The organism is Citrobacter sp. Cb023 (assembly GCF_030336805.1).
Taxonomy (GTDB): domain Bacteria; phylum Pseudomonadota; class Gammaproteobacteria; order Enterobacterales; family Enterobacteriaceae; genus Citrobacter; species Citrobacter braakii.
Genome location: NZ_JAOWCV010000032.1, coordinates 1 through 20534, shown reverse-complemented (window position 1 = coordinate 20534; position 20534 = coordinate 1). Strand labels below are relative to the sequence as shown.

The window sequence follows — 20534 nt, the reverse complement described above, 5'->3', positions numbered from 1 at the left end:
ACCTGAATAGCCGTTTTTTTTCTATTTTTTTTGATAAAAATTAAATTTTGTTTGGCTTAATAACCACCAGATGACGTTCACCATCCAGTTGCGGAACGCGTAATTTTTCGACCGACTCGACGCTGAATTCTGCAGGCAACGAAGCAATTTCATCTTCAGGCAACTGCCCTTTTAGCGCATAAAAACGCCCATCCAGTCCAGGCAAATGATGGCACCAACTCACCATATCAGTAAGTGACGCGAACGCACGGCTAATGACCCCATCGAACGGCGGCTCTGAAGGGAATTCTTCAACGCGACTTTGCACAGGAGTGATGTTAGTAAGCGCAAGCTCATGCTGCACCTGACGCAAGAAACGGACGCGTTTTCCCAGACTATCCAGCAGTGTGAAATGCGCTTCTGGGCGCACGATAGAGAGAGGAATACCCGGCAGGCCCGGTCCCGTACCCACGTCGATAAAAAGCTCCCCCTTCAGATACGGCGCGACGACAATACTGTCCAGAATATGGCGCACCAGCATTTCGTTGGGATCCCGTACCGACGTCAAGTTGTACGCTTTGTTCCATTTGTGCAGCATATCGACATACGCAATCAGCTGATTTTTCTGGTGATCGGTAAGAGAAATACCAGCATCAGCCAGCAGACGAGAGAGTTTGTTGAGCACGGTCGTTACCTGTTCATAATCAATTTCCCGATGCGCTATAGCTTATCGGGACTACAAATTGGTAGGGCGGGCAGGCGAAGCGCCCGCCGCCAAAATAGTGTTATCAAGCGCTGCGGCGCAGCATACCTTGTTTCTTCAGCCATACCAGCAGAATGGAAATGGCGGCAGGCGTTACGCCAGAAATACGCGATGCCTGGCCGATCGATACCGGTTTGTGATCGTTCAGCTTGGCGATAACTTCATTCGACAAGCCTGAGACCTGACGATAATCCAGCGTTGCAGGCAACAGGGTGTTCTCATTACGCTGTTGTCTTTCGATTTCTTCCTGCTGACGGGCGATATACCCTTCGTATTTCACCTGAATCTCAACCTGTTCCGCGGCCTGAGCATCGTCAAGCGCTGGTGCAAACGCAGATAAAGAGGTCAACTGAGCATAGGTCATATCCGGGCGGCGCAGGAGATCTTCACCGCTGGCTTCACGTGACAAAGGCGTAGCCAGGTGAGCATTCACTTCTGCTGCAGATTCCGCTAACGGATTTACCCAGGTTGATTTGAGACGCTGACGTTCCTGTTCGATACGCTCTAGCTTCTCGTTGAAACGAGCCCAGCGCTCGTCGTCCACCAGACCCAGTTCACGACCAATTTCGGTTAGACGCAGGTCGGCGTTATCTTCGCGCAGCATCAAACGGTATTCTGCGCGTGAGGTGAACATGCGATACGGTTCTTTGGTGCCAAGCGTACACAGATCGTCCACCAGTACACCAAGATAAGCCTGATCGCGACGCGGTGCCCAGCCGTCTTTCTCAGCAGACAAGCGTGCGGCGTTCAGACCCGCCAACATCCCTTGCGCGGCAGCTTCTTCGTAACCGGTAGTACCGTTAATCTGGCCCGCAAAGAACAGACCCTGGATGAATTTGCTTTCCAGAGTGGGTTTCAGGTCGCGCGGATCGAAGAAATCATACTCAATCGCGTAGCCAGGACGGACGATTCTGGCATTTTCCATTCCCTGCATGGAGCGGACAATTTGCATCTGCACATCGAACGGCAAGCTGGTGGAGATACCATTCGGATAAATTTCGTTAGACGTCAGTCCTTCCGGCTCGAGGAAGATCTGATGCTGATTACGATCGGCAAAGCGCATCACTTTGTCTTCGATCGACGGGCAGTAGCGCGGACCGATACCTTCGATCACGCCTGCGTACATCGGGCTACGATCGAGGTTATTGCGGATCACGTCATGGGTTCTCTCATTGGTATGCGTGATGTAACACGGCATCTGACGCGGATGTTGAGAAGCATCGCCCAGGAATGAGAAGACCGGCATCGGGTTATCGCTGTTTTGCTGGCCGAGCACGCTGAAATCAATAGTGCGTGCATCGATACGCGGCGGCGTACCGGTTTTCAGGCGGCTGACGCGTAACGGCAGTTCACGCAGACGGCGTGACAGCGGGATAGACGGCGGATCGCCAGCACGGCCGCCGCTGTAGTTGTCCAGACCAATATGAATTTTGCCGTCAAGAAAAGTCCCTACGGTTAATACAACCGCTTTGGCACGGAACTTCAGTCCCATTTGGGTCACTGCACCCACAACACGATCGTTTTCAACAATCAGATCTTCAACCGCCTGTTGGAAGATCATCAGATTGGGTTGATTCTCGAGTGCGGTGCGTACAGCCTGGCGATAGAGCACACGGTCGGCCTGAGCTCGGGTAGCACGAACGGCTGGCCCTTTGCTGGCGTTTAGTATCCTAAACTGGATACCTGCATGGTCGATCGCTTTTGCCATCAACCCACCAAGCGCATCCACTTCTTTTACCAGGTGTCCCTTCCCAATACCGCCGATCGCCGGGTTGCAACTCATCTGTCCCAGTGTGTCGATATTGTGTGTCAAAAGCAGAGTCTGTTGACCCATTCGCGCCGCGGCCATTGCGGCCTCGGTGCCTGCATGACCCCCGCCAATGATGATGACGTCAAAAGGATCCTGATAAAACATGGTAATTGCCTCGCATAACGCGGTGTGAAAGTGGATTGAAGCCCGGGCCGTGGATTCTACTCAACTTTAGTCGATCGAGAAAGCCCTGGGATCCTGGGTATTAAAAAGAAGATCTTTTTATTTAGAGATCTGTTTTATTGTGATCTCTTATTAGGATCGCAACTTTCTGTGGATAAGGGCGATCCTTTGAATAAGATCAACAGGTTGTTGAGGATCATTAGCTGTGAATGATCGGTGATCCTGGCCCGTATAAGCTGGGAGCAGAATGAAAGGTTATACACAACTCAAAAACTGAACAACGGTTGTTCTTGGGATAACTACCGGTTGATCCAAGCTTTTAACCAGAGTTATCCACATAAAAAAGTACGATCTTTACAAATCTCTGAGCAATGGATGCCAGGATCCCAGCCAAATTTCAGCCGGATCTTCCGGAATTTCATGTTCCAGTACGTTGATCCTGAGCGTTTCGCCGATCTGTTTTGCCCCGCAGGCTTTCAGTTCGGCTTCCAGCTTGTCGATTGCGCCGCAAAAGGTGTCATATTCACGACTGCCGATCCCGATTGCACCAAAATGCACTTGTGAAAAGTCCGGTTTTTGCTCGCATAAGGCATCATATAAAGGCTGCAGGTTGTCAGGAATGTCTCCCGCACCGTGCGTGGAGCTAATAATCAGCCAGATCCCATCAGTCGGGACCTCTTCAAGCATTGGCCCATGCAGTATTTCGCTGGAAAAACCCGCGTCGTCCAGTTTTTCAGCCAGATGCTCTGCTACATATTCCGCACTGCCAAGCGTGCTGCCGCTGATAAGAGTGATTTCTGCCATGATCGCCCACCTTTATAAAGAGGGCGTATTGTACGCTGTGAGCGAGCTGGGATCTACCTGTGGAAAAATAGGGGATTAAAAAAAGCGATCATGGCTTGATGGTACGCATGATCGGGTTTTGCAGGACGATCAGGGTCTCCGTGGACTGAATTTCATCAATTGTTTGGATCTTGTTGATAAGTACCTGCTGTAACGCGTCGATCGACTTGCACATCACCTTTATAAAGATGCTGTAGTGCCCGGTGGTGTAATACGCTTCGGTCACCTCATCGAGGCTTTCCAGTCTGGCCAACGCTGACGGATAGTCTTTCGCACTTTTCAGGATGATGCCGATAAAGCAACCGACGTCATAGCCCAACTGTTTGGGACTAACATCAATCCGCGCGCCGGTAATAACCCCGGCCTGCTTCATCTTCTCTACGCGAACGTGAATTGTCCCCGGGCTCACGCCGAACTGTTTGGCCAATTCGGCATAGGCCGTTCGGGCATTTTCCATCAGGGCGTCAAGAATGCCGCGGTCCAGATTGTCGATCTGATAATTTTCCATAGGTTTTTCTTATGTAGATTAATGATTCCCTCTATTTTAGACGTTAATTTTAACGAATCAAAATCGAAGACGGCTTTTTGTTTGTTGATTATTGAATATTACCTACATTCTGTTGCTTAATCATAGGCAACAGGACACAGGAGTACACATAATGAAAACCGCTTACATTGCCAAACAACGTCAAATTAGCTTCGTAAAATCTCATTTTTCTCGTCAGCTGGAAGAGCGTTTAGGTCTGATCGAAGTTCAGGCTCCGATCCTCAGCCGCGTAGGAGATGGCACGCAAGATAACTTGTCGGGCTGTGAAAAAGCGGTGCAGGTGAAGGTTAAAGCATTGCCAGACGCTCAATTCGAAGTGGTTCATTCACTGGCGAAGTGGAAGCGTCAAACATTAGGACAACACGACTTTAGCGCAGGCGAAGGGCTGTACACGCATATGAAGGCCCTGCGTCCCGATGAAGATCGCCTTTCCCCGCTGCACTCAGTGTATGTTGACCAGTGGGACTGGGAGCGCGTGATGGGCGACGGCGAGCGTCAATTCTCCACTCTGAAAAGCACGGTAGAGGCTATCTGGGCGGGAATTAAGGCTACCGAAGCTGCGGTGAGCAAAGAGTTTGGTCTGGCACCGTTCCTGCCAGAGCAGATTCACTTTGTTCATAGCCAGGAACTGTTATCTCGTTATCCTGGTCTTGACGCAAAAGGTCGTGAACGTGCGATTGCTAAAGAGTTGGGCGCGGTATTCCTGGTGGGGATCGGCGGCAAGCTCAGCGACGGTCACCGCCATGATGTACGTGCGCCGGATTATGATGACTGGAGTTCAGCGTCCGAGCTGGGTCACGCCGGTCTGAACGGTGATATTTTGGTCTGGAACCCGGTACTGGAGGATGCGTTTGAGCTGTCTTCTATGGGGATCCGTGTGGATGCTGACGCTCTGAAACATCAGCTGTCTCTGACCGGAGATGAAGATCGTCTGAGTCTGGAATGGCACCAGGCGCTGCTGCGCGGTGAAATGCCACAGACGATTGGTGGAGGAATTGGGCAGTCGCGTCTGACCATGCTGTTGCTGCAATTACCACACATTGGTCAGGTTCAGTGTGGCGTATGGCCGGCACAGGTACGTGAAAGCGTCGCCTCTCTGTTGTAAGAATTAACGCCGCCAGCGTCTGAGCAGGCGGCTTCGCATCCCGGTATCAAAGCGCCAGATATGATCGAAAATGCGCATGATGCCGGGTTTACCATGTGCTGACATCGCCACCGCGTGAAAACGGTGTTGGTGCACCCGCTGTAATTCCCCCACTTTGCTGACAACCTCATCGGGCAATCGCTGAGCGATAAAATCTGAGATCACCACCGCATCAGCATCAAACCATTCCCGACCCTGCATGCGCTCAGTAATGGCGCGAAAACAGCTGGCAATATCGGTACCGCCGCGAAAACGCTGACTTAAAAAACGGATCGCCTGTTCAATGCCCTCCGGGCCGGATAGCTCATAGCGCACTACTTCTGTTGAAAACAGCATGATGAAACAGCGTCGGTTATCGGCAAGGGCGACGCGCATTAGCGCCAGGCAAAAGGCTTTCGCACACTGCTCATTAAACCCGCCCATCGATCCCGAAGTATCAACGCAGACGATAAAAGGTCCGCGCGGTTGCTCGTCAAAATCCTGATGCACTACGGGGCGTTCCGTGACTTTCTCACGCCATGCTTCGCCGTGCAGGCGATAGGTCAACAGCTGCTTTTCCACCAGTCGTCGGTAGAACTCGTATTCCAGTTCGGTAATGCCCAGCGTGGCCAGTTCCGGCGGCAGCAGGCGCAGGATATCGTCGCTTTGCTGGATGCCATCTACTTGCTCCGGGACGGTTGCCGGTTCGCGCACCAGGGTGCGGAAGGTTTCCATTGGCGCATCTTTACGCGGTACGGATTTCGCTTCTCTGGAACGGCCTAACTGCTCAGCCAGACGCTGGAGTTCAGGTTGTTGCGTCAGGAATTCGCCATATTTCACCATCAACTGATAATCACCGCGCTTGATTTGACCTGCGCTCATATCCCACAACCGGCCTGCGGCGTTGTCATTTTCTGCCAGTACGGGTTCCAGTTGCCCGCTGAGGGTCATCCGTTCCTGTACTTCACTGAGCAAATGCTCGCGCTCTTCTTCCAGCAGTTGCTGATTCAGCGTTGTGGTTTGCACCACCAGGCTCAGGCGCCAGCGCTGGAGAAAAAGCGTATGTAGGGCAGGCGTAAACGCGCTGTTGTCATTGACCAGTTGCTGCGCTTGTCCGGCCCATGGCGAATGGAGGTGGTGTAATAGCGACAATATTTGCGGTAGCTGGACGATAAACTGCGCATGAGAGAGGAGCTGGCTTTGTTGATAGCATATAACCTCTTCCGCTAACTCCGGCGGTACATGGGTATCTTTGAGGCGGCTACGCAAAGATTCACGCCAGCGGGGAATATCGTCAGTGATCGCTTTTTTAAGGCGAGGGAATTTGTTAAAAAATACCACCATCTTTGGAGAAGCCAGCAGGGCGACGATCATCTCTTCGATCATCGCTTCTTCACTGACTGCCAGCATGATGTTGAGCGTATCAAGGGTCAGCATTGTTGCGCCTGGCGGATTTGCGCCCCGACATCCTGCAGGCTGGCCTCAATGCGGCCTAACCAGTCGCTATGAATAAACAGACATTTTTGCTGCTCGCTAAATGCGCTGTGCTGCTGATGCCACTCGTTATCGAGCGCTTCAAGCTCCTGTTTTATTTCAGCGGGCATACTCTCTTGTGATGTACCGGGCAATGCCAGGCGAGAGCCTTGTAAGCTGACGTCGCGTACAACCAGGTGCTGCGCGCTATCCACTTCCATGTTCAGCGTCTGGGCAAAACCGATGCCGTTTAATTTTCCGCGGATCTCACCGCCTTTGGTTAACCACAGTTCGAGCGCGCTACGTTCGAAAGCAATATGGATTACTTCCATATCATGCAGCTTTAAAGGCTTTTGCAGTAGTAATGTCACGACGGAAGACGTGGCCTCCGGCGGTAAATCATAATGAGGACGACGGCTGAACATGCCGCCCTGACGGATCACGGTGAATGCTGTTTTATCGCTTTGCTGCTGCTGGAGCTGAATGCGGCGCTGCACAATACTGCCCAGACGGGTCAGCATGGCTTGCTGTTGCCATGCGTGTCCGGTCATCAATATTTCCAGCTGCTGCTGCATTAGATTCAGGCTTTGTGCGTCGTACCACAGGCAATCTTTCAGCAGGATCAGGTCGATGGGAACTACCGCATCACGTCCGCTAAAGAAGGCGCTGGCCTGGAGTAAACGAATGGCTTTTTTCCAGCGACGATCGGACACGTAGGGGGCATTCGGTAGCGTGCCCAGCTGCTGGCGCAACATGAAAATAAGCTCAAACACGCGATCGGGAAGCGTGATGGCGCCAATGTCCTTTTGCCACTGGTAATACTCTTCATCCGTTACCTGTAACGATGCCGGGACCGGATTGTCGCTTTCATCCTGCTGACTTAACAGCATCGAGCGGAAGTTGGCCTTGTCCTGGACTTTATCCAGCCACAGACGAATCAGCATACGGTCGTACAGCGCTTCCAGGCTGCTGTCTGCTTCAGGCAGTTCGTTGGAGGCTGCCACCAGCAGGCGCATCGGGATTTTCTCTTCATGCGCGCCGTTGCGGAAGTGGCGTTCGTTGATGGCGGTCAGCAGGGTGTTAAGAATCGCCGGTCCCGCTTTCCAGATTTCATCGAGAAAGACGATTTCAGCTTCAGGGAGATAGCCTGCCGTTAAGCGTTCATAGCGACCTTCGTCTTTTAACGCCTGAATGGACAGCGGGCCGAAAACCTCTTCCGGCGTAGAGAAGCGCGTCATCAGATATTCGAAGGCGCGAGCATTTTGAAAGGCAAATTTCAGTCTGCGGGCAATTAAGCTTTTCGCGATCCCGGGAGGGCCTAATAAGAAAACGCTCTCGCCGCTAAGTGCAGCCAGCAGACACAGACGAATGGCGTGGCTACGTTCATAAAGTCCCTTTTCCAGCGCATTGCTCAGACGGGAAATTCTTTCCGCTAATAAATGTGGGTGAGCCATAATGAAGTGGCGTCCTTTCGCCAAATGTACTGCATAAACAGCGAGTATAGATGCTTCACACCAGTGCAGTAATAGACTGAAGGTGCGCTTATTTTTCTTTGAGCCAGATTAATCTGGTCTCATTTAGGGGTACGATTTTGCGATTAATCGTGCATACTGTGCGCCTTTTTGTGGGCCAAGGGACGACGCACACATTTCTTATATATACACCAAATCAATCAAGCTGCACCAAGGCGGCAATGGAGTTTTCTTCTGGGATGGGGGGAATAACGAATGCAGCCCACGCGGAGGTGGCTTGAAAGATGATGTGTATAAACGAAAGACGAGTCTATGAGCACTGATAATAAACAATCATTGTCTGCGATTACCCTTGCGGCCATTGGGGTTGTCTACGGTGATATTGGTACCAGCCCACTTTATACGCTTCGTGAATGTTTGTCCGGCCAGTTTGGTTTTGGCGTTGAACGTGATGCTGTATTTGGCTTTCTCTCGCTGATTTTCTGGCTGCTGATCTTTGTTGTCTCCATTAAATACCTGACGTTTGTCATGCGCGCGGATAACGCCGGAGAAGGCGGGATCCTGACGCTGATGTCATTGGCCGGGCGTAATACTTCAGCACGAACAACCTCCATGCTGGTGATTATGGGGTTGATTGGCGGCAGCTTCTTCTATGGAGAAGTGGTGATAACGCCTGCTATCTCGGTGATGTCGGCGATTGAAGGTCTGGAGATCATTGCCCCGCAACTGGATACCTGGATTGTTCCGCTCTCGATAATCGTACTGACCCTGCTGTTTTTGATTCAAAAACACGGTACCGGCATGGTCGGTAAGCTGTTTGCGCCGATTATGCTGTTGTGGTTCCTGACGCTGGCGGTGTTAGGCGTGCGCAGTATTATTGGCAATCCGGAAGTGCTGCAGGCGCTCAATCCATATTGGGCGGTGCATTTCTTCCTCGAATTCAAAACGTTGTCCTTTATTGCGCTGGGTGCGGTGGTGTTGTCGATTACCGGTGTTGAAGCGCTGTATGCGGATATGGGCCACTTCGGTAAGTTGCCGATTCGCCTGGCATGGTTCTCCGTGGTATTGCCTTCGCTGGTACTGAACTATTTTGGTCAGGGGGCGTTGCTGTTAAAGCATCCTGAAGCGATTAAAAACCCGTTCTTCCTGCTGGCACCGGACTGGGCGTTGATACCGCTCCTGATCCTCGCCGCGCTGGCAACGGTTATCGCTTCACAGGCGGTTATCTCCGGCGTCTTCTCACTGACGCGTCAGGCCGTGCGTCTGGGGTATTTATCGCCGATGCGTATAATCCATACCTCGGAAATGGAATCGGGCCAGATCTACATTCCTTTCGTTAACTGGATGCTCTATTTCGCAGTGGTTATTGTGATTGTGAGCTTTGAACACTCCAGCAATCTGGCTGCGGCGTACGGGATTGCGGTGACGGGGACGATGGTGCTGACCTCAATTCTGTCGACCACCGTGGCGCGCAAAAACTGGCACTGGAATAAATACTTCGTCTTCCTGATCCTGGTGGCGTTCTTGTGCGTCGATGTTCCGCTGTTCTCCGCGAACCTCGATAAACTGATTTCCGGCGGTTGGCTGCCTCTGACGCTGGGTCTGGTGATGTTCACCATCATGACCACCTGGAAAAGCGAGCGTTTCCGTCTGCTGCGTCGCATGCATGAGCACGGCAACTCTCTGGAGGCGATGATTGCCTCTCTGGAGAAATCACCACCGGTACGCGTGCCGGGAACGGCGGTGTACATGTCTCGTGCATTGAACGTCATCCCGTTTGCGCTACTGCATAACCTCAAACATAACAAGGTCCTGCATGAACGCGTTATTCTGCTGACGCTGCGCACGGAAGATGCGCCATATGTTCACAATGTGCGTAGGGTGCAGATTGAGCAGTTATCGCCCACCTTCTGGCGCGTGGTGGCCAGCTACGGTTGGCGCGAAACGCCGAACGTTGAAGAAGTGTTCCATCGCTGCGGTCTGGAAGGCTTAAGCTGTCGGATGATGGAAACCTCGTTCTTCATGTCGCACGAGTCGTTGATTGTTGGAAAACGACCATGGTATCTGCGTCTGCGTGGCAAGCTGTATCTGCTACTACAACGCAATGCGCTGCGCGCCCCGGACCAGTTTGAAATCCCACCGAACCGGGTTATTGAGCTCGGTACTCAGGTCGAGATTTAATCTCATCGACGCCCTCTTTCATCGCGAAAGGGGGCGTTTTGTTTTGTCCCTCCCAGTTTTCATTTCATCGAATGATAATCCTTGCGAAACGTTTCGATGACGATCACATTTTCATAACTTCGCGGTGGTTTTATCTCCACTCTTCGCTCTACACTTATCTTCAGCGAAACGTTTCGCTAGTGGGGAAAGAAAATGAAGAAAGGCACGGTACTCAACTCTGAAATTTCATCGGTGATCTCCCGTCTGGGGCATACCGATACGCTGGTGGTGTGTGATGCAGGTTTACCCATCCCGAATAGCACAACGCGTATCGATATGGCATTAACCCAGGGCGTACCTTCTTTTATGCAGGTACTGGATGTGGTGACACGTGAAATGCAGGTCGAGGCGGCCATTCTCGCGACGGAAATTAAACAACATAATCCGCAACTCCACGAAACGTTGCTCAGCCACATTGAGCAACTGCAACAACACCAGGGAAACACCATAGAAATTCGTTACACCACGCATGAACAATTCAAAAAACAAACCGCAGACAGTCAGGCGGTAATTCGCAGCGGAGAGTGTTCTCCGTATGCGAATATCATTCTCTGTGCTGGCGTCACGTTCTGAGGCCATCATGAACGCATTACTGCAACTCAAAGGGATCGATAAAGCGTTCCCGGGCGTAAAAGCGCTATCCGGCGCCGCGCTGAATGTCTACCCAGGCCGCGTAATGGCGCTGGTGGGCGAAAACGGCGCGGGCAAATCCACCATGATGAAAGTGCTGACCGGGATCTATACCCGTGATGCCGGTTCTTTATTGTGGTTGGGAAAAGATACCACCTTTAACGGCCCTAAATCCTCCCAGGAAGCCGGAATCGGTATCATCCACCAGGAGCTGAATTTGATCCCGCAACTCACTATCGCCGAGAACATTTTTCTTGGCCGTGAGTTCGTTAATCGCTTTGGCAAAATTGACTGGAAGAAGATGTACGCCGAAGCCGATCTGCTGCTTGCCAAACTGAATCTGCGCTTTAAAAGCGACAGACTGGTCGGTGAACTGTCGATTGGCGATCAGCAGATGGTTGAAATTGCCAAAGTGCTGAGCTTTGAATCGAAGGTCATCATTATGGATGAACCGACGGATGCGCTCACTGATACCGAAACCGAATCCCTGTTCCGCGTCATTCGCGAACTGAAATCCCAGGGACGCGGTATTGTCTATATTTCTCACCGCATGAAAGAGATCTTCGAGATTTGTGACGACGTGACCGTTTTTCGCGACGGGCAGTTTATTGCCGAGCGTGAAGTCGCCTCGCTGACCGAAGACTCGCTGATTGAAATGATGGTGGGACGTAAGCTGGAAGATCAATACCCGCGCCTGGAAAAAGCGCCGGGTGATATTCGCCTGAAGGTCGATAACCTGTGCGGCCCTGGCGTAAACGATGTTTCATTCACGCTACGTAAAGGCGAGATCCTTGGCGTATCGGGGCTGATGGGTGCCGGACGTACCGAGCTGATGAAAGTGTTGTACGGCGCATTGCCGCGCACCAGCGGTTACGTCACGCTTGATGGCCATGAAGTGGTCACCCGTTCGCCGCAGGATGGGTTGGCTAACGGCATCGTCTATATTTCTGAAGACCGTAAACGCGATGGTTTAGTGCTGGGCATGTCGGTGAAAGAGAACATGTCACTAACCGCGCTGCGTTATTTCAGTCGCGCTGGTGGAAGCCTTAAACATAAAGACGAGCAGCAGGCGGTAGGTGATTTTATTCGTCTGTTCAATGTTAAAACGCCATCGATGGAACAGGCTATCGGCCTGCTTTCTGGCGGTAATCAGCAGAAAGTGGCGATTGCGCGCGGTCTGATGACCCGACCAAAAGTCCTGATCCTCGATGAACCAACGCGCGGCGTTGACGTTGGGGCTAAGAAAGAAATCTATCAGCTTATCAACCAGTTTAAGGCCGATGGGCTGAGCATCATTCTGGTCTCCTCTGAGATGCCAGAAGTATTGGGCATGAGCGATCGAATTATCGTTATGCATGAAGGGCATCTCGGCGGTGAGTTCACTCGCGAGCAGGCCACTCAGGAAGTATTAATGGCTGCCGCTGTGGGCAAGCTTAATCGCGTGAATCAGGAGTAAAAAAGATGACTACCCAGGCTGTTTCTGGTCGCCGTTATTTCACTAAAGCATGGCTTCTGGAGCAAAAGTCGCTCATCGCTCTGTTAGTGCTGATCGCGATTGTTTCCACCATGAGCCCTAACTTTTTTACCGTTAATAACCTGTTCAACATCCTCCAGCAAACGTCGGTGAACGCCATCATGGCCGTTGGCATGACGCTGGTTATCCTGACGTCGGGGATCGATCTGTCTGTCGGTTCTTTGCTGGCGCTTACCGGTGCGGTTGCGGCTTCCATTGTAGGGATTGAAGTCAATGCGCTGGTGGCTGTCGCTGCGGCCCTGGCGCTCGGTGCTGCTATTGGCGCGGTAACCGGGGTGATTGTCGCGAAAGGCCGGGTACAGGCGTTTATCGCGACCCTGGTGATGATGCTGCTGCTGCGTGGTGTGACCATGGTATACACCAACGGCAGTCCGGTTAATACCGGGTTTACTGACAATGCCGATCTGTTTGGCTGGTTTGGTATTGGTCGTCCGTTAGGCGTCCCTACGCCTGTGTGGATTATGGGGATTGTCTTCCTCGCGGCGTGGTACATGCTGCACCACACTCGTCTGGGTCGTTATATCTATGCGCTGGGCGGTAACGAAGCGGCAACGCGCCTGTCCGGTATCAGCGTAAGTAAAATCAAAATTATCGTTTACTCCCTGTGTGGTCTGCTGGCATCGCTGGCGGGCATCATTGAAGTAGCGCGCCTCTCCTCTGCGCAACCGACGGCAGGTACTGGCTATGAGCTGGATGCTATCGCCGCGGTGGTGTTAGGTGGTACCAGCCTGGCGGGCGGTAAAGGACGTATTGTTGGGACGCTGATCGGCGCATTGATTCTTGGTTTCCTCAATAATGGTTTGAATTTGTTAGGTGTATCCTCCTATTACCAGATGATCGTCAAAGCGGTGGTGATTTTGCTGGCGGTACTGGTAGACAACAAAAAGCAGTAACAACGATTACAGGACATCTTAAATATGAACATGAAAAAACTGGCTACCCTAGTTTCTGCTGTTGCGCTGAGCGCCACCGTGAGCGCGAATGCGATGGCGAAAGATACCATTGCGCTGGTGGTCTCCACCCTCAACAACCCGTTCTTTGTTTCTTTGAAGGACGGGGCGCAAAAAGAGGCTGATAAGCTGGGCTACAACCTGGTGATTCTGGATTCACAGAACAACCCGGCGAAAGAGCTGGCTAACGTTCAGGATTTAACGGTTCGTGGAACTAAAATTCTGCTGATTAACCCGACGGACTCCGATGCTGTTGGTAACGCTGTGAAGATGGCTAACCAGGCGAAAATTCCGGTTATCACCCTGGACCGCGTTGCGTCCAAAGGCGAAGTGGTAAGCCATATTGCATCTGATAACGTGCTGGGCGGTAAGATTGCGGGCGATTACATCGCGAAGAAAGCGGGTGAAGGCGCGAAAGTTATCGAACTGCAGGGTATTGCCGGTACTTCAGCGGCGCGTGAGCGTGGTGAAGGTTTCCAGCAGGCTGTTGCGGCACACAAATTTAACGTACTGGCCAGCCAGCCGGCCGACTTCGACCGCACCAAAGGTCTGAACGTCATGCAGAACCTGCTTACCGCGCATCCTGACGTGCAGGCCGTATTTGCCCAGAACGATGAAATGGCGTTGGGTGCGCTGCGCGCACTGCAAACTGCGGGTAAATCTGATGTGATGGTGGTTGGATTTGACGGTACTCCAGATGGCGAAAAAGCAGTAAATGATGGCAAACTGGCTGCGACCATTGCTCAGTTGCCGGATCAGATCGGCGCGAAAGGCGTTGAGACTGCGGATAAAGTCCTGAAAGGCGAGAAGGTTCAGGCTAAATATCCGGTTGACCTGAAGCTGGTCATCAAGCAGTAATACCGATTCAGGTCGCTCGCGGCCTGATGGAGACATAAAGACGCCATCCCCGTATCGGGTTTTGGGGATGAAAGCGTAAAAAGAAAAGCAGGGCACGCGCCACCCTAATCCGGTGGCGCACTTTGACTTGGAACACCAAATATGAAAACCGCAGGCAACCTCGTTGTTCTTGGCAGTATCAATGCCGATCACATCCTCAACCTTAACTCTTTCCCGACACCTGGTGAAACCGTAACCGGTAACCATTATCAGGTCGCATTTGGTGGTAAAGGCGCGAATCAGGCTGTTGCTGCGGGGCGTAGTGGCGCGAATATCGCATTTATTGCCTGTACGGGTGATGATGATATTGGCGAAAGTGTTCGTAAACAGTTAGCTAAAGATAATATCGATATTGCGCCGATTAGCGTAATTTCGGGGGAATCGACCGGTGTGGCGTTGATTTTTGTGAATGGTGAAGGTGAGAACGTCATCGGCATTCATGCTGGTGCGAACGCGGCACTTTCGCCTGCGCTGGTGGAAGCTCAGCATGAGCGTATTGCCCAGGCGTCTGCCTTACTGATGCAGTTAGAGTCGCCGATCGAAAGCGTACTGGCTGCGGCAAAGATTGCACATCAAAATAAGACCACGGTAGCCCTTAACCCGGCCCCGGCACGTGAACTTTCTGACGAACTGCTGGCGCTGGTGGATATTATTACCCCGAATGAAACCGAGGCTGAAAAGCTCACGGGGATCCGGGTTGAAAACGATGAAGACGCGGCCAAAGCTGCGCAGGCATTGCACGCGAAGGGGATCCATACTGTACTGATTACCTTAGGCAGTCGCGGGGTGTGGGCCAGCGTAAATGGTGAAGGTCAGCGTGTGCCAGGGTTTAAAGTGGACGCCGTTGATACCATCGCTGCTGGGGATACCTTTAACGGCGCGTTAATTACAGCGTTACTGGAAGAGACTCCGCTGCCTGAAGCGATCCGATTTGCACATGCCGCTGCGGCGATTGCGGTCACCCGTAAGGGCGCACAGCCTTCCGTTCCATGGCGCGAAGAAATAGAAGCGTTTTTAGGTCAACAGAGGTAACGCTTGGCTACAATGAAGGACGTCGCCCGCCTGGCGGGGGTTTCCACGTCGACGGTTTCTCACGTCATTAATAAAGATCGCTTTGTCAGTGAGTCTGTCACTGACAAAGTTGAAGCGGCGATTAAAGAGCTTAACTACGCGCCCTCAGCGCTGGCGCGTAGTCTCAAGTTAAACCAGACCCACACTATTGGCATGTTAATCACTGCCAGTACCAACCCCTTTTATTCCGAGCTGGTGCGCGGCGTTGAACGTAGTTGTTTTGAACGCGGCTACAGCCTGGTGCTGTGCAACACTGAAGGTGATGAACAGCGCATGAACCGTAATCTGGAAACGTTAATGCAAAAACGGGTGGACGGCTTGCTGCTGCTCTGCACGGAAACACATCAACCTTCCAGGGAGATCATGCAACGCTATCCTTCTATACCGACCGTCATGATGGACTGGTCGCCTTTTGATGGTGAAAGCGATCTGATCCAGGATAACTCCCTGTTGGGCGGGGATTTAGCCACTCAACATCTTATCGAAAAAGGTTTTACGCGCATTGCCTGCATCACCGGGCCGCTGGATAAAACTCCGGCGCGTTTGCGTCTGGAAGGATATCGGGCGGCAATGAAGCGGGCGGGGTTGCCGGTCCCGGAAGGTTACGAGATTACCGGTGACTTTGAGTTCGGCGGCGGCTTTGAAGCTATGCAAACGTTGCTGTCGCATAAACAGCGACCGCAGGCCGTTTTTACCGGCAATGATGCCATGGCGGTTGGCGCGTATCAGGCACTGTACCAATCGGGATTGCGCATTCCGCAGGATATGGCGGTGGTGGGTTATGATGATATCGAGCTGGCGCGCTATATGACGCCGCCGCTGACGACCATCCATCAACCAAAAGATGAACTGGGCGAACTGGCCATCGATGTATTAATCCACCGGATGGCGCAGCCCGCATTACAGCAACAGCGCCTGCAACTTACTCCTGTTTTGATGGAGCGGGGGTCGGTTTAGGATTATGTCGCTCTTTAATCAGATTACGTCCATCTTTTGCTTTTAGCAGCATGAACATCAGCGCAGACACTACCGTGATAGCGCCCATCGTCATAAAGGTGTAGTGGAACTGCTCGACCGTATTGGTTCCTTCCATACCTTCATAGATACGCAGAACGGCTGCGCTGATGGCGACCCCTAAACTGATTGATAACTGCTGAGTAACGGCCAGCACACTGTTGCCGCTGCTGGCGTTTTCATCGGTCAGGTCCGCCAGAGTAATGGTATTCATGGAGGTAAACTGGGTGGACATCGCCATACCCAAAATGAACAACGGCAGGATCAACATCCAGACCGGCATGGCGGGAGATTGCAATGCGAACTGCGCAATCATCAGGCCGATAAATACCGTAACACCCACCAGTGTGGTTCTGTAGCCGAGCCGGCGCAACACCTGCGTCACCATTGATTTTGCCAGGATTGATCCCAGCGCCGTTGGCGCCATCATGCAACCGGCTATCAGCGCCGGGTATCCAAAGCCTACCTGCAACATCAGCGGCATTAAGAAGGGCACGCACCCTGTACCCAGACGAGTGGCAAGGTTTCCGGCGATCCCGACGGAAAAAGTTCGGGTCTTAAATATAGGAAGCGATATTAGCGGCGTTGGGTGACGACGCGCGTGGCGAATGTAGGCGAGCAGTAACAGAATGCTGGCAAGAATAATGCTGAGCGCTATCCAGGTCTCGACAAGCTTCTCACCGAACAGCTCTACCCCGCTGGAAAACAACACCAGGCTCAAACCAAACAGAAAGAAACCGGTCATATCAAAACCGCGGCGCGGCGTGGTGAAGTTCGGCATATATTTGCGGGCATAGAAGATACCGGCAACCCCAATTGGAATATTAATCAGGAAGATCCAGTGCCAACTGGCCCACGTGACCAGTACACCGCCCAATACCGGACCTAAAATCGGCCCCACAAGTCCAGGCATGGTTACGAAGTTAAGCACGGGAAGCAGTTCGCTGCGGGGGTAAGCACGCAATAATGCCAGACGGGCAACGGGCATCATCATAGCGCCGCCAATGCCCTGAATGATGCGGAAAATCACCAGTTCGCTTAGGGAGCTGGACAGCGCACAGGCCAGCGAACCCAGCGTAAACAGGCTAACAGCTATCATAAAGACGCGCCGGGTACCAAACCTGTCTGCCAGCCATCCACTCACCGGGATCAGCATCGCGACCGTCAGGGTGTAACTGATAATGGCTGACTGCATGGCGAGCGGAGAGCGGTTAAGGCTGTGTGCTATTGCGGGTAAGGCGGTATTGAGGATCGTGGCGTCTAGTGCCTGCATAAAAAAGGCCATGGCTGCTATCCACGGTAGCCCGGCCATACTGCGTGATTTCTTTTCTGACATATTATTTATCCGGTAGCACGTTCGGTGCTATCAGCAATGCCTGACAGGCAGCGAAGGCGCGATCGCCATCGCTCTCATCTATTGCGTCGACAATGGCCTGGTGTAAATCCAGCTTGACCACGTCGTTATAGGTAATAGAGGTAAAGTAGGTCTGGTAAACGGAATGGAAGAGTGACGCGAAGGAGATAAGGAACGGGTTCGCACTCATTTCATAGATGTGTTCATGCCAGGCGATATCAACCTCAATCCAACGCTCGCGTCTGAAGTTTCTTTTCAGCTCGACCATTTCTTCCATCAGCGTGTTGAGATGCGCTTTCTGTTCTGCCGTACCTATAGTCGCCGCCAGTAAACACGCCTGAGGCTCCAGGCTGATACGCATCACCAGAAAATGTTTAATGACCTGAGAGAAATTATCTTCTGTCATCCACCAGGTGAGCAGCTCCTGGTCGAGGAAGTTCCAGTTTGCCTGCGGCATGACGCGTGTACCAATACGCGGGCGCGGTAATACCATACCTTTTGCCGTTAACGTCTTTACCGCTTCTCTTACCGCGGTACGACTCACGCCAAACTGATCGCCCAGCTCTATTTCGCCAGGCAATATAGCGCCCGGTGCGTATTCACCTTTTAATATTCGCTGAGCCAGCTTTTCGGCCAGAACGTAGGACAGGTTTTTCTGTGCGGCTAGCTGTTGGGCATTTAACGGCATGAATGGTTTTCCTTACTTTATTTCCTATTCATTAGTATGCCACCTGGAAGCGTTATTGCGGCTGCAAAAGCGGCAATTTGCTTATTTTATGGCATGTTAATGGTGGTTTTGCTGAAAAAACACGCATTCGGAAAGTTATTTTAAATTTCCCCTTGTCAGCCTGAAATAACTCCCTATAATGCGCCTCCACTGACACGGAACAACGGATTACAAACCGCCGGGTCAGCGGAGAAAGGCGAAAATAAACGCTTGACTCTGTAGCGGGATGGCGTAATATGCACACCCCGCGCCGCTGAGAAAAAGCGAAGCGGCACTGCTCTTTAACAATTTATCAGACAATCTGTGTGGGCACTCGAAGATACGGATTCTTAACGTCGCAAGACGAAAAATGAATACCAAGTCTCTGAGTGAACACGTAATTCATTACGAAGTTTAATTCACGAGCATCAAACTTAAATTGAAGAGTTTGATCATGGCTCAGATTGAACGCTGGCGGCAGGCCTAACACATGCAAGTCGAACGGTAGCACAGAGGAGCTTGCTCCTTGGGTGACGAGTGGCGGACGGGTGAGTAATGTCTGGGAAACTGCCCGATGGAGGGGGATAACTACTGGAAACGGTAGCTAATACCGCATAACGTCGCAAGACCAAAGAGGGGGACCTTCGGGCCTCTTGCCATCGGATGTGCCCAGATGGGATTAGCTAGTAGGTGGGGTAACGGCTCACCTAGGCGACGATCCCTAGCTGGTCTGAGAGGATGACCAGCCACACTGGAACTGAGACACGGTCCAGACTCCTACGGGAGGCAGCAGTGGGGAATATTGCACAATGGGCGCAAGCCTGATGCAGCCATGCCGCGTGTATGAAGAAGGCCTTCGGGTTGTAAAGTACTTTCAGCGAGGAGGAAGGCATTGTGGTTAATAACCGCAGTGATTGACGTTACTCGCAGAAGAAGCACCGGCTAACTCCGTGCCAGCAGCCGCGGTAATACGGAGGGTGCAAGCGTTAATCGGAATTACTGGGCGTAAAGCGCACGCAGGCGGTCTGTCAAGTCGGATGTGAAATCCCCGGGCTCAACCTGGGAACTGCATCCGAAACTGGCAGGCTAGAGTCTTGTAGAGGGGGGTAGAATTCCAGGTGTAGCGGTGAAATGCGTAGAGATCTGGAGGAATACCGGTGGCGAAGGCGGCCCCCTGGACAAAGACTGACGCTCAGGTGCGAAAGCGTGGGGAGCAAACAGGATTAGATACCCTGGTAGTCCACGCCGTAAACGATGTCGACTTGGAGGTTGTGCCCTTGAGGCGTGGCTTCCGGAGCTAACGCGTTAAGTCGACCGCCTGGGGAGTACGGCCGCAAGGTTAAAACTCAAATGAATTGACGGGGGCCCGCACAAGCGGTGGAGCATGTGGTTTAATTCGATGCAACGCGAAGAACCTTACCTACTCTTGACATCCAGAGAACTTAGCAGAGATGCTTTGGTGCCTTCGGGAACTCTGAGACAGGTGCTGCATGGCTGTCGTCAGCTCGTGTTGTGAAATGTTGGGTTAAGTCCCGCAACGAGCGCAACCCTTATCCTTTGTTGCCAGCGGTTCGGCCGGGAACTCAAAGGAGACTGCCAGTGATAAACTGGAGGAAGGTGGGGATGACGTCAAGTCATCATGGCCCTTACGAGTAGGGCTACACACGTGCTACAATGGCATATACAAAGAGAAGCGACCTCGCGAGAGCAAGCGGACCTCATAAAGTATGTCGTAGTCCGGATTGGAGTCTGCAACTCGACTCCATGAAGTCGGAATCGCTAGTAATCGTGGATCAGAATGCCACGGTGAATACGTTCCCGGGCCTTGTACACACCGCCCGTCACACCATGGGAGTGGGTTGCAAAAGAAGTAGGTAGCTTAACCTTCGGGAGGGCGCTTACCACTTTGTGATTCATGACTGGGGTGAAGTCGTAACAAGGTAACCGTAGGGGAACCTGCGGTTGGATCACCTCCTTACCTTAAAGAAACGTTCTTTGTAGTGCTCACACAGATTGTCTGATGAA

Annotated in this window: 16 protein-coding genes and 1 rRNA gene; 9 read left to right on the top strand and 8 right to left on the bottom strand. The window is 52.2% G+C overall.

Going from position 1 to position 20534, the window contains the following annotated elements; all coding sequences use genetic code 11:
• Window positions 1-40 precede the first annotated feature (40 nt).
• From rsmG to asnC, 4 genes are all read right to left on the bottom strand, one after another.
• Window positions 41-664: a 16S rRNA (guanine(527)-N(7))-methyltransferase RsmG gene (rsmG, locus tag OGW44_RS06550; RefSeq protein ID WP_080859242.1), complete on the bottom strand. Its 624-nt coding sequence runs from the start codon at window positions 662-664 to the stop codon at window positions 41-43.
• 103 nt (window positions 665-767) lie between these two features.
• Window positions 768-2657, bottom strand: a complete 1890-nt coding sequence (mnmG, locus tag OGW44_RS06545; protein ID WP_016155085.1) for a tRNA uridine-5-carboxymethylaminomethyl(34) synthesis enzyme MnmG — start codon at window positions 2655-2657, stop codon at window positions 768-770.
• A 372-nt stretch (window positions 2658-3029) separates the two neighbouring features.
• Window positions 3030-3479 (bottom strand): FMN-binding protein MioC, encoded by a 450-nt coding sequence (gene mioC / locus OGW44_RS06540; protein WP_185654888.1) that lies wholly within the window; start codon window positions 3477-3479, stop codon window positions 3030-3032.
• An 88-nt stretch (window positions 3480-3567) separates the two neighbouring features.
• Window positions 3568-4026 carry a transcriptional regulator AsnC gene (asnC, locus tag OGW44_RS06535; protein WP_185654887.1) on the bottom strand — a complete coding sequence of 153 codons (459 nt, stop codon included), beginning with the start codon at window positions 4024-4026 and terminating at the stop codon, window positions 3568-3570.
• A 151-nt stretch (window positions 4027-4177) separates the two neighbouring features.
• Between asnC and asnA the strand changes: the two genes are divergently transcribed.
• Entirely contained in the window at window positions 4178-5170 is a 993-nt protein-coding gene (asnA, locus tag OGW44_RS06530; protein WP_016155087.1) for an aspartate--ammonia ligase, read from the top strand.
• Between the two features lie 3 nt (window positions 5171-5173).
• Here the strand turns inward: asnA and viaA are convergent, their stop codons facing one another.
• Complete coding sequence (gene viaA / locus OGW44_RS06525; RefSeq protein WP_016155088.1) at window positions 5174-6625, bottom strand: ATPase RavA stimulator ViaA; 1452 nt, start codon at window positions 6623-6625, stop codon at window positions 5174-5176.
• Window positions 6619-8115 (bottom strand): ATPase RavA, encoded by a 1497-nt coding sequence (gene ravA, locus OGW44_RS06520; RefSeq protein ID WP_185654886.1) that lies wholly within the window; start codon window positions 8113-8115, stop codon window positions 6619-6621. The genes viaA and ravA overlap by 7 nt, the downstream gene beginning before the upstream one ends.
• Before the next feature lie 330 nt (window positions 8116-8445).
• On the opposite strand from ravA, the gene kup reads away from it, so the two are divergent.
• The 7 genes from kup (at window position 8446) to rbsR (ending at window position 16392) form a co-directional block, all read left to right on the top strand.
• On the top strand, window positions 8446-10314 hold the full coding sequence (gene kup / locus OGW44_RS06515) for a low affinity potassium transporter Kup (RefSeq protein WP_003023768.1): 1869 nt from the start codon (window positions 8446-8448) through the stop codon (window positions 10312-10314).
• A 192-nt stretch (window positions 10315-10506) separates the two neighbouring features.
• Window positions 10507-10926, top strand: a complete 420-nt coding sequence (gene rbsD / locus OGW44_RS06510) for a D-ribose pyranase (protein ID WP_016155090.1) — start codon at window positions 10507-10509, stop codon at window positions 10924-10926.
• Window positions 10927-10933: 7 nt separating this feature from the next.
• On the top strand, window positions 10934-12439 hold the full coding sequence (rbsA, locus tag OGW44_RS06505) for a ribose ABC transporter ATP-binding protein RbsA (protein WP_185654885.1): 1506 nt from the start codon (window positions 10934-10936) through the stop codon (window positions 12437-12439).
• Between the two features lie 5 nt (window positions 12440-12444).
• Window positions 12445-13410 (top strand): ribose ABC transporter permease, encoded by a 966-nt coding sequence (gene rbsC / locus OGW44_RS06500; RefSeq protein ID WP_003023762.1) that lies wholly within the window; start codon window positions 12445-12447, stop codon window positions 13408-13410.
• A gap of 24 nt (window positions 13411-13434) precedes the next feature.
• Entirely contained in the window at window positions 13435-14325 is an 891-nt protein-coding gene (gene rbsB / locus OGW44_RS06495; RefSeq protein WP_003023760.1) for a ribose ABC transporter substrate-binding protein RbsB, read from the top strand.
• 141 nt (window positions 14326-14466) lie between these two features.
• Complete coding sequence (gene rbsK, locus OGW44_RS06490; protein ID WP_185654884.1) at window positions 14467-15396, top strand: ribokinase; 930 nt, start codon at window positions 14467-14469, stop codon at window positions 15394-15396.
• Between the two features lie 3 nt (window positions 15397-15399).
• Entirely contained in the window at window positions 15400-16392 is a 993-nt protein-coding gene (gene rbsR / locus OGW44_RS06485; RefSeq protein ID WP_016155093.1) for a ribose operon transcriptional repressor RbsR, read from the top strand.
• Here rbsR and mdtD read toward each other — a convergent pair.
• Together mdtD and OGW44_RS06475 are read right to left on the bottom strand one after the other, a co-directional pair.
• Window positions 16358-17785: a multidrug transporter subunit MdtD gene (mdtD, locus tag OGW44_RS06480; protein WP_016157827.1), complete on the bottom strand. Its 1428-nt coding sequence runs from the start codon at window positions 17783-17785 to the stop codon at window positions 16358-16360. The genes rbsR and mdtD overlap by 35 nt on opposite strands.
• A gap of 1 nt (window position 17786) precedes the next feature.
• Window positions 17787-18491 carry a FadR/GntR family transcriptional regulator gene (locus tag OGW44_RS06475; protein ID WP_016157828.1) on the bottom strand — a complete coding sequence of 235 codons (705 nt, stop codon included), beginning with the start codon at window positions 18489-18491 and terminating at the stop codon, window positions 17787-17789.
• 454 nt (window positions 18492-18945) lie between these two features.
• On the opposite strand from OGW44_RS06475, the gene OGW44_RS06470 reads away from it, so the two are divergent.
• Window positions 18946-20487 (top strand): 16S ribosomal RNA (locus OGW44_RS06470).
• The last annotated feature ends 47 nt before the right edge of the window (window positions 20488-20534 follow it).